General features: G+C 66.6%; 13 protein-coding genes and 1 pseudogene. 9 read left to right on the top strand and 5 right to left on the bottom strand.

The genetic code is table 11. From position 1 onward, the window contains the following. Together KBY74_RS12035 and KBY74_RS12030 are read left to right on the top strand one after the other, a co-directional pair. Window positions 1-807 (top strand): Fic family protein (locus tag KBY74_RS12035; protein ID WP_254942906.1); only part of this gene is annotated, 807 nt, incomplete at its 5' end. Window positions 808-963: 156 nt separating this feature from the next. Beyond that, the gene (locus KBY74_RS12030; RefSeq protein ID WP_254942905.1) at window positions 964-1,539 is read left to right on the top strand and encodes a type IV toxin-antitoxin system AbiEi family antitoxin domain-containing protein; all 576 of its coding nucleotides are present in this window, start codon (window positions 964-966) and stop codon (window positions 1,537-1,539) included. 145 nt (window positions 1,540-1,684) lie between these two features. Here the strand turns inward: KBY74_RS12030 and KBY74_RS12025 are convergent, their stop codons facing one another. Both KBY74_RS12025 and KBY74_RS12020 read right to left on the bottom strand, forming a co-directional pair. Further along, complete coding sequence (locus KBY74_RS12025) at window positions 1,685-2,746, bottom strand: nucleotidyl transferase AbiEii/AbiGii toxin family protein (protein WP_254942904.1); 1,062 nt, start codon at window positions 2,744-2,746, stop codon at window positions 1,685-1,687. Further along, complete coding sequence (locus tag KBY74_RS12020) at window positions 2,739-3,353, bottom strand: DUF6088 family protein (protein WP_254942903.1); 615 nt, start codon at window positions 3,351-3,353, stop codon at window positions 2,739-2,741. The genes KBY74_RS12025 and KBY74_RS12020 overlap by 8 nt, the downstream gene beginning before the upstream one ends. Window positions 3,354-3,906: 553 nt before the next feature. Between KBY74_RS12020 and KBY74_RS12015 the strand changes: the two genes are divergently transcribed. From KBY74_RS12015 to KBY74_RS11985, 7 genes are all read left to right on the top strand, one after another. Continuing rightward, window positions 3,907-4,404, top strand: a complete 498-nt coding sequence (locus tag KBY74_RS12015; protein ID WP_254942902.1) for a DUF2493 domain-containing protein — start codon at window positions 3,907-3,909, stop codon at window positions 4,402-4,404. 61 nt (window positions 4,405-4,465) lie between these two features. Continuing rightward, window positions 4,466-5,089, top strand: a complete 624-nt coding sequence (locus KBY74_RS12010) for a siphovirus Gp157 family protein (protein WP_254942901.1) — start codon at window positions 4,466-4,468, stop codon at window positions 5,087-5,089. A gap of 85 nt (window positions 5,090-5,174) precedes the next feature. Next, complete coding sequence (locus KBY74_RS12005) at window positions 5,175-6,182, top strand: RAD52 family DNA repair protein (protein ID WP_254942900.1); 1,008 nt, start codon at window positions 5,175-5,177, stop codon at window positions 6,180-6,182. 58 nt (window positions 6,183-6,240) lie between these two features. Next, on the top strand, window positions 6,241-6,468 hold the full coding sequence (locus KBY74_RS12000; protein WP_197169827.1) for a DUF433 domain-containing protein: 228 nt from the start codon (window positions 6,241-6,243) through the stop codon (window positions 6,466-6,468). Next, complete coding sequence (locus tag KBY74_RS11995; RefSeq protein WP_197169826.1) at window positions 6,468-6,845, top strand: DUF5615 family PIN-like protein; 378 nt, start codon at window positions 6,468-6,470, stop codon at window positions 6,843-6,845. The genes KBY74_RS12000 and KBY74_RS11995 overlap by 1 nt, the downstream gene beginning before the upstream one ends. 55 nt (window positions 6,846-6,900) lie before the next feature. Continuing rightward, window positions 6,901-7,185, top strand: a complete 285-nt coding sequence (locus tag KBY74_RS11990) for a galactose oxidase (protein WP_197169825.1) — start codon at window positions 6,901-6,903, stop codon at window positions 7,183-7,185. Between the two features lie 7 nt (window positions 7,186-7,192). Next, entirely contained in the window at window positions 7,193-7,477 is a 285-nt protein-coding gene (locus tag KBY74_RS11985) for a DUF1651 domain-containing protein (RefSeq protein WP_197169824.1), read from the top strand. Window positions 7,478-7,483: 6 nt separating this feature from the next. Here KBY74_RS11985 and KBY74_RS13890 read toward each other — a convergent pair whose 3' ends face one another. From KBY74_RS13890 to KBY74_RS11975, 3 genes and pseudogenes are all read right to left on the bottom strand, one after another. Next, entirely contained in the window at window positions 7,484-7,588 is a 105-nt protein-coding gene (locus KBY74_RS13890; protein ID WP_370525789.1) for a DUF924 family protein, read from the bottom strand. 112 nt (window positions 7,589-7,700) lie between these two features. After that, window positions 7,701-8,042 (bottom strand): annotated as a pseudogene (locus KBY74_RS13885) (DUF924 family protein); the annotation flags it as partial. Between the two features lie 308 nt (window positions 8,043-8,350). Continuing rightward, a partial coding sequence (locus tag KBY74_RS11975; protein ID WP_254942899.1) for an Nramp family divalent metal transporter occupies window positions 8,351-9,289 on the bottom strand: 939 nt, incomplete at its 5' end.

Below are 9,289 nucleotides of genomic sequence, written 5' to 3'. Positions count from 1 at the left end.
CGGCTGCGGGAGGGCTTCCCCCTCTCCTCCCGCTTGCTGCGGGAGATCCACGCCCGGCTGCTGGCCAGGAGCCGCGGAGCCGACCGGCTGCCTGGGGAGTTCCGCCGCAGTCAGAACTGGATCGGCGGCTCCCGCCCCGGCAACGCCAGCTTCGTGCCGCCACCCCCGGGACTGGTGGAGGCGTGCATGGGGCAGCTGGAGCACTTCATCCATGGCACGCCTGACGGAGCCCATGCCCTGCCGGTGCTGGTCCGGGCCGCTCTGGCGCACGTGCAGTTCGAAACCATCCACCCGTTTCTGGACGGCAACGGTCGCCTGGGCCGGCTCCTGATCGTGTTGATGCTGATCGATGCCGGGGTTCTGCAGCAGCCGTTGCTCTACCTGAGCTTGTTCTTCAAGCAGCACCGCAGCCGCTACTACGAACTCCTCAATGGCATCCGCGAGAACGGCGACTGGGAAGCCTGGATTGATTTCTTCCTGGAAGGCGTCGAGAGCACCGCGACGGCCGCCGTCACTACCGCACACCGGCTGCTGGCGTTATTCCGCGCCGATGAGGCTCGCCTGAGCGGCCTGGGGCGTTCAGGCCCCAGCGTTCGCCAGGTGTTTGCCGCTCTGTGCCGGCGCCCGCTCAACAGCATCATACAGCTCAGCACCGTCTGCGACCTGAGCTTCCCCACGGCAGCCAAGGCCCTAGAGACCCTGGTGGACCTGGGCATTGCGCGGGAGATCACCGGCGGGCAGCGCAACCGCCTCTTTGCCTACGACGCCTATCTAGCGATCCTCAGCGAAGGCGCTGAGCCTCTTTGAAGGCGCCTGGCGGACCAGGCACCCAACCCGTTCCAACCAGAACGCAATGCCGCGACCACCACTTCTGCGACAAGAGCACCCCCTCTAAAAGCAGGTGCGAAGGTTTTGTCGCACGATGGGTGCATGAAGCCCCTGCTTAGCAGGCAACAAACGGCTTTGGCGCTCGTCCGTCGCCGCGGCATCCTGCGGACCCAGGAGGCTGCCGCGGCCGGTGTCGATCGCTCGACCCTGGCGCGGCTATGCCAGAGCGGCCAGCTCACGCGGCTGGAGCGGGGGCTTTACGGCCTGCCAGCGGCAGCCGTACGCGAGCACATCGATCTGGAGATCGTCGCCAAGCGGGTGCCCCAGGCGGTCTTTTGTCTGCTCACGGCCCTGCGACTACACAGCCTGGGAACGCAGCAGCCCCGAAGTGTCTGGATCAGCCTGCCCCGGGGCACCCATCGCCCCACCCTCCAGGTCCCACAGCTGAAGGTGATCCAAGTGCAGCCAGCGCTGCATCAGCTGCAGCTGGAAACGCACCGCTCCGGTCCGATCCGCCTGCCGATCTACGGAGTGGAGAAAACACTGGTCGACTGCTTCCGCCATCGCCATCGGCTTGGCATGGAGCCGGTTCTAGAAGCCCTGCGGGATGCCATCAGTCAGCGGCGACTGAATGTCGATGAGCTCTGGCGTCAGGCCAAGACACAGCGAATGCAGAGGGTGATGACGCCCTACCTGGAAGCCCTGCTGTGAAGACCAACTCGGTCGTGTCGATCCGGTAGTGCCTGCGAAACCGAGCCCGGCAGGAGCAGGTGAAGTTCGATGCCTTGCTGAACCGCTGCGGGAGAGGGAGGTTGCTGCGGCACCAGCTGTTCCCCTGCTGTATGAGGTCCCCTCGTCAGGCGGTGGATCGAGCAATGGCATTGCACTGCTCCTCCAGCTCGCTGATCTGCTCCAGCAGCTCCGCAAAACCTGGGAACTCTCCGCGCAGCATCCCCGAGTCGACCATGGCCCTGTAGTCCGACTCCAGGGCCTGACGGGCGGCATCGGTCGGTATCAGCTGCAGGTTGCCGCTGAGGGCCTGGTGGTAGTCGATGGGCTGATCTTCGGCATCCGTGACGTGCCAGAAGTCCTCCTTGTGCTGAGCTACTTCTGCGGCGAGAAGACGGTCGCCGATGGCTGCCTCCGCGATGCCTGCACGGGCCAGGCGATCAAGGTCATACCAGTGCCGTGAGTAGCGGTCGCCCTCCCCGCTGCCCCAGCGGCCTCTGCGGCAGGAGACATGGATCGCTGCGGCCTTCTCCAAGAAGGTGCGCTTCGGATCCATCACCAGTGGCCTGGCAGACGGGAAGTCGAGCATCCCCAGATGGGTCGCTGCTTCGCAGGTGATAGGCATCGGCCCATGCGGTTCACCGGTGGAATGCGCACCGAACTCCAGCAGCACCGTGGGACGCACATAACCGGAGCTGCCCTTTGGCGCCTCGATCAGAGGTGAGTAGTGAAGAACGATCGTGGGTGGCAGCCGGCGCCCTGGTTGCTCTGCTTTCAGCGTCAGCTCCACCGGGAGTCCTGCGGACGCGGCTGCCCCCTGAAGCAGTGGCAGAGGGATCTCCTTGATCCATTGCTTGAGCTTGCTGTCGGCGGCCTTACGGCGCCTGTCGGCCTGGCTTGGGTTGACTGCCGGTGCCAGGTCGACCTCCGGCCACAGGTGCTGGATGTTGAGGGTGAGGTCGACGTCTTCTGAGAAGCGATTGATCAACCCGTAGGCCTTGGAAAGTGAGGTGCCCCCCTTGAAGGTGAGGCTTCGCAGAAGTTGCTGGTCTGCCCCAAGGATCTGCAGGGCCCAGACCACCCAGATGTCCTTCTCCAGCAGGTAAGCAGGCCAACCGGATTCGGCCGCAGCAACCGCCAGGGCTTCCTTCTGGTCCGCTTCGGCAAGGGCAAACCAGGACTCAGCCACGAGCCTCCAGAGGCTCCTGAGCCTGTTCGCTGAGCAGCTCCGCCAGCCACAGGGGCAGCTCGGCACGGACGGAGAGCAGGGCTTCCCACTCCTGAGGCGGCAGCACGGTTCGGAGCTGCGGCAGTGCTTCTGAGGCCTGATCAGGGCCAAGCCAGGCCAGGGCACGGATCGCCTGGCCGGCCGGGCGATCGGCCAGCAGGAAGTTCCAGGCTGCTGCAGGGCGGATGGTGACCTGTTGCTTCCCGAATGCGTAGCGCTTCTGGCTGCGGCTGCGGGATAGATAGGTCTGCTGCACGGGCATCTGGGTGGTGAGGCCGAGAGCGTTGGCCGCGGCGGCACCACTGCTCACCAACTGCTGCCCACCCTCCTGGTTGAACTGGGCGATCACCACCTCTGGAGACGGTGGCCTGGTCCCGAAGCGACTACGCACGGGCAGGGCGTAACGGCCGCGGGTGATCTTCACGAGCTGGCCGCGAGCCGCCAGGCGGCGCAGGGCCTGGTCCACCGCATCGCGCTTGCCCAGCGCCAGGAACTGCTTGGCCGCCAGCAGGGATCCCTCCGGGCGCTTGCCCGCGGCCTCCAGGATCTGCTCGCTCAGCACGGCCATGGCACTTCGGCGGGTCTTGTTGTGCTCTGTTGTGTCAGAAGCCTACGCGAGTTTCTGACACTCTGTCCACAGAGCTCTTGCCATCGCAGCCGGCATGGCGGCGTCACCTGGCTGCGCTGACAAGACGCTTCGGTCAGCGGCGGCCGTCTTGAACTTGCCACGGCGGTGCCGTGGCTGACGTCAGACAGCCGCCGCCGCCCTCCGCTGCCCTCCGGGCATGGGTGTGGGGCAGAAGGTGTCTCCCGCGGCTGCGGTGCCAGGGATTTTCTGATGCCGGTTGATGTTGCTGGAGAGCCTGAAAGTCCTGGGCCCAGGTAATGGCCGAACAGGAGGATCTGACTCAGCGGCGCCCCAAGGAGATTGGGTCAGATTCAGGGCTGCAGCTGGCTTTTGCCGGGTTAATAGTGCAAGCGTTCTGGTAAGATGGAGTCTGCGCCAAAGGCCCTGAGCCCATCGCCGGCGGCAACCTCGTCCCCTGGTCTCGCCATCACCCCTGCGTATCGCTGAGCAGTTGTGATGCCCCGATCAGTTGTCCTTTCTGGCAACTGAATCCATGGCTTTATGTATTCCATCGCGGCCGGAGATTGTCCCGGCTCGCTCTCTGGTGATCGCCGCCGGGGGCGGCCGGGATCTGGATTGGCCTCATCAGCGTGTGGCGGCTGAGCTGCTGGCCCGCAGCGGCGGCCGGCTGGTGCATCTGCTGCTCCATGGCGGAGCCCGTGGTGCGGATGCCGCCATTGGCCGCGCGGCCCATCAGCTGGGCTGGTCGTCCGTGGTGATGCCTGCCAGGTGGGAGCGGCATGGCCGGGCGGCCGGGCCGATCCGCAATCGGGAGCTGCTCGAGCAGGCCATTGCCCGGGCCGTGGCCCACACCTCCCCGGTTTCGATCGCCTCGGTGCTGGTGGTGGCGTTCCCAGGTGGCCTTGGCACCGCCTCGCTCGTGCAGCAGGCCCGCCGGATGGCCTTCCGTTCGCCGGTGCCGATCTCGGTGGCCGAGGTCAGCACGTCGGCCGGGCTCTGGGCCGTTCCGCCTGGTGTTCCCCGCTCCTGATCACCCCCTTCGGCGTTCTGTGGCGCCTCCTGCTCCATTCCCTATCCCTTCTCTCACCGTCATGGCTGTTCTCACCACCATCCCCACCGTTGCCGCCCCTGCCTCGCCCCCGGATACCTCTGGTCCTGCCTGTTCCCTCCAGCGCTCCGGCTCCCTTTGGCAGTTGGGCATCGAGGCCCAGGAGCTCACCACCGCCATCGGCCAGCTGGCCGAGCAGCTGGAAACGGATGACCCCGAGCAGCGCGCCCTGGCCCTCGCCGAGCTTGAGGCCGCCCTGCTGGCAGAAGAGGGCAACAAGGCGGCCCTCTCCGCCAAGGCCGATGCCACCTGCTGGGTGATCGAGCACCTGCGCGGTCAGGCCGCCTACCGCCAGCAGCAGGCCAAGCGTCTCACTGAGCTCTCTCGATCCGATGCCTCCCGGGCCGACGCCCTCGAGGACTCCCTGGTCCTGGTCCTCACCCGGCTGCGGCCCACCGCCACCCGGTTCTCCTTTCCGAATCACGAGCTCAGTTCCCGCAAGTCCCAGGCCGTCGAGATCGACGACGAGGACGCCCTCGATTCCCAGTGGCTGAGCTTCTCCACCACCAGCAAGCCAGACAAGGCCGCCATCAAGGACGCCCTCAAAGCCGGCCAGCTCATCCCCGGCGCCCAGCTCCTCTCCCGCCGCTCCTGGCGCATCTGTTGAGCGGGGCACATGCCCCATGCAACTCGGGTCCTGGCTGAGCAGCTGGGGCCCCCTCCCCTCCTCACACCCTTTCGCTTCCATCGCCATGACCGTCGCCGCTCCTTCCGCCAACGGGGCCCGCACCACCAGCCGCCCCGCTCCTCCTCGACCGAGCCAGAGGCCGCCCTCGGCCCTGGAGCTGATCCGCTCAACTGACCGCGCCGAGGAGGCTCCAGCAAAAGCCTCGGTACCTTCACCACCACAGGAAGCCCCCCAGGCTCCGCCTGCCGGCTTCTCCCCCGAGCAGCTCGCGGCGCTCTCCGCCCCGCTCGATCGGGCCAACGTCCGCCAGCGGGAGCAGGGCCGCGGGAAGGTCGCCTATGTCGAGGGGTGGTTCGCCGTGGCTGAGGCCAACCGCATCTTTGGTTTCGATGGCTGGCAGCGGCAGACCATCGCGGTCCGCTGCGTCGCCCAGGCCGAACGCTCGATCGGCAGGGACCAGAAGCCCGGCTGGGGCGTCACCTACACCGCCCGCGTCCGCGTGACCGTCACCGCCGGTGGGCTGACACCCCTGATTCGGGAGGGCAGCGGTGCCGGTCACGGCATCGACGTCGATCTGGGGCAGGCCCATGAATCTGCCCTCAAGGAGGCGGAGACCGACGCGATGAAGCGGGCCCTGATGACCTTCGGGAACCCGTTTGGCCTTGCCCTCTATGACAAGCGCCAGCGGGAGGTCAGCAGTGCAGCGGGCCAGGGTGATGGGGCCCAGCGGCCTGGTGGGCAGCGGTCTTGTCTGAGCCGGCCGGAGGCTGGTTCTCCCGCCGCCGCCGCTGCCTCCGCTGCTCAGCGCCGCACCCAAGCCACGGACCCGACGCCACCGCCATCAGCCCACGCCGACTGCGGCCAGATCCCCCTCGATGCCGAGACGATCCAGCACCTCCACAGCACGCTGCGGGCTCTCCCCCGCCCCCAGCTGGAGAGCCTCACCCGGGCCTTCCGCAAGCGGTTCCAGGTGCCCGAGGAGGCGGTGACGATCGCCGATCGGATCAACCAGAAGTGCCACCACGACTGGATTGAGACGTTCCTGGTGCAACACCAGCTTCAGTCCGGCTGAGCTGCCCAGCCCCTCTCCTGAAGGGGGCAAGTTGGCGGCTTCTGCCTACGCTTGGCCCATGGCGTTTCCCCGCATCAGCCACGATCCCGCCGTGATGGGTGGCAAGCCCTGCATCCGCGGGCTGCGCATCACGGTGGGCACGGTCGTGGGGTTGATCGCCAGCGGCAGCAGCCGCGAGCGGATCCTGCAGGCCTACCCGCAGCTGGAAGCGGCAGACATCGATGAGGCTTTGGCGTACGCCGCCTGGCGCATGGAAGAGCGAGAAGAGGCGCTGGTCCTGAGCTGATGGCCAGGCTCCTGGTCGACATGAACCTCTCGACCGAATGGATCCCCCTGTTGCGGGCCGCAGGTCATGAAGCCGTGCACTGGTCGGAGGTGGGCGATCCAAGGGCACCGGATACGGTCCTGATGCAGTGGGCGATCGCCAACAGCTACGCCGTCTTCACGCACGACCTGGACTTCGGCACGATGCTGGCCCTCAGCGGTGCCGATGGGCCGAGCGTGCTTCAGGTGCGCTGCTTGAATGTCCTGCCCGAGGCGATCGGCACGCTGGTGCTGTCACTGCTCAAGACCTATGGCGCCGAGATCGAGCAAGGGGCGCTGGTGGTCGCCGATGAACGCCGGCGGCGGGTGCGCATCCTGCCCCTGAAGCGGACGAGCTGAGCAAGCCAGACCAAGACAACCGCGCTAGTACAGGTGTACGCATCTTGAGTGGTTCATGGGCGTCTCCTTGTCCCGGCCGGCAGCCCTGGCAGCCAGGCTTGAAGCCCCGATCGAGGAGTGGCCCTACCTCGACAGCGAGGTGCTGCTCAAAACCCGCAGCCGCAAGGTCTGCATGACCTGCCACTGGTTTCGCCACCACGCGGGAGTGAACTGCATCCCGGTGCTCACTTGCCAGCTGCATCAGGGTCTGATCGCCCATGGTGAGCACCTCACCAGCCGCTGTCAGGGCTGGACCGACGACATGACCCGGAGCCAGGGCTGGGCGCCGGAGGTGGCCTGAGCGGCCCATGCACGTCGGTGACCGGAAGCGACCGCCGCTCTCGCCCCAGGAAGGCTGGCTGAGCGACGGTCGCCAGGTGCTGCACTTCAGGCCAATGCGTTACGACCGCTGGAGTCAGAGCCTGGAGGTGACCTTCGGGGAGGTGATGACCGGCGGTGAGCCGCCGCTGCTCAAAAAGCGCAGGGAGCTGACGCGAGAGCAGGCGATCAAGCTCTGGGCCCAGAAGCGCCAGCAGGGCTGGCAGCCTTGCGCGCCCCAGTGGCTGCCACCGCCTTCCCCGGCTGAACGCTGAGCCGGTTCAGAAGCGGGAGCCCGGCGTCTGCAGGAAGGCCAGCTCCTCCGCGCTCGACACCCGCCCCAGAGCAGCATTGCGGTGGGGGAAGCGGCCAAAGCGGGCGATCACATCCCGGTGCTGGCGGGCGAAGTCGGCGGTGCGGGGATCGCTGAACCGCTCGAACAGCGGCAGGTGCCGCCTCCTGCTCTGCCAGGTCTTCCGAATGCATCAGCGGCATCAGCCAGAACTGCCGCCTTGCCTGCTCGTCTTCGGCCTCCAGCCGGCCGCGCTCCACAGCCATCAGGCTCAGCGCCAGGGCCTGGAGATCGCCCGCGAAGGCCATGGCGGTGTCGCGCCAGAACTGGCGCGGGAACTGATCCAGCAGCAGCACCAGCGCCAGGCCTCGGGACGGCTCTTCATTCCAGGCATCGAGCTCACCGGCGATCGCCCGCCGTGTCAGGCCCAGGAATCGTTCCCGCAGGAGGGCATCAAAGGCCGGGTCCTTGGCGAACCACTGGCGCAGCCGGCTTTGCACGAACCAGAAGTCCAGCACCTCGCTGACCTGGTGTCGCTGACCAGCCATCAGAGCAGGCCCAAATGGGGAAAACACTGGCCAGCTCGATGCCCTTGCAGTCTTCCTGATCTTCATGTCGCTGACCCTGCTGCTGCGCTTCCCCTGGGGCGTGTTGCCCCTGATCGGTGTCTCCGCACTCGTGGGATTGGAGCGCGGTTTGCTGCAGCTTGTGGTGGGAAATGCTCCAGGCATCCAGTCGCTTGGTCACCGTGGTGCCTCTGGCATCAGCTCAACGACTCAGTGGCCTTGGATGCTCAGATCGTGTCCCAGTGTTTTTTGCTCGTCATGGGACTAAAGAGGCTGCCGTTGTCAACGGTTCAGACGCCCCGCAGCACCGCGCTCAGCATCGAGAGGTTGATCAGCACAATCACGCTGGCGCAGATCCAGCCCGCGGCCTGCAGCCAGAGCGGTGCTTTCAGATCGCCCATCAGGCCCTGGCGGCCGCAGAACCACACCAGCGGGATCACCGCGAAGGGCAACTGCAGCGAAAGCACCACCTGGCTCAGCACCAGCAGATTCGTGGTGGCCCGCTCGCCGAACAGGATCACCGTGGCCATCGCCGGGATCAGGGCCAGGCCTCGGGTGAGCAGCCGCCGTTTCCAGTCCGGCAGCCGGATCTGCAGGAACCCCTCCATCACGATCTGGCCGGCCATGGTGGCGGTGAGCGTCGAGCTCTGTCCCGCCGCCAGCAGGGCCACCCCGAACAGCACGCTGGCGAGAGAGGTGCCCAGCATCGGCGTCAGCAGCCGGTAGGCCTCGCTCAGGTCCGTCACCGGCTGCGGTAGCCGTCCGTAGAAGCTGCCGGCGGCCAGCACCAGGATCGAGACATTGATCAGAAAGGCCAGGCTGAGGGCGATCAGGGTGTCCCAGGTGCTGAAAGCCAGGGCCCTGCGCTGCGCCACTTGGCCGCCGCTCCAGCGGCGGGACTGCACCAACGAGGAATGCAGATAGAGGTTGTGGGGCATCACCGTGGCCCCGAGAATCCCGGCCGCCAGAAACAGCTGCTGCCCGTCCCTGAGGCTCGCGGCCTGGGGAATGAATCCCAGGCCCACCTGGCTCCAATTGGGTTGGAGCAGCAGCATCTCGACTGCGAAACAGCCGCCTACCAATGCCACCAAGGCGATCACAAGAGCCTCAAGGCGACGGATCCCGATGCGCTGCAGCGCCAGCAGCAACAGGGTGTCAGCGGCCGTGAGCCCCACCCCCCAGAGCAAGGGGTGGCAAATTTGGTTATTTAGTGGTTTTGGGATTGAGTG

It is taken from the genome of Cyanobium sp. A1C-AMD (assembly GCF_024346495.1).
Taxonomy (GTDB): Bacteria; Cyanobacteriota; Cyanobacteriia; order PCC-6307; family Cyanobiaceae; genus Cyanobium_A; species Cyanobium_A usitatum.
This window is presented reverse-complemented; position numbering and strand designations above follow the sequence as displayed.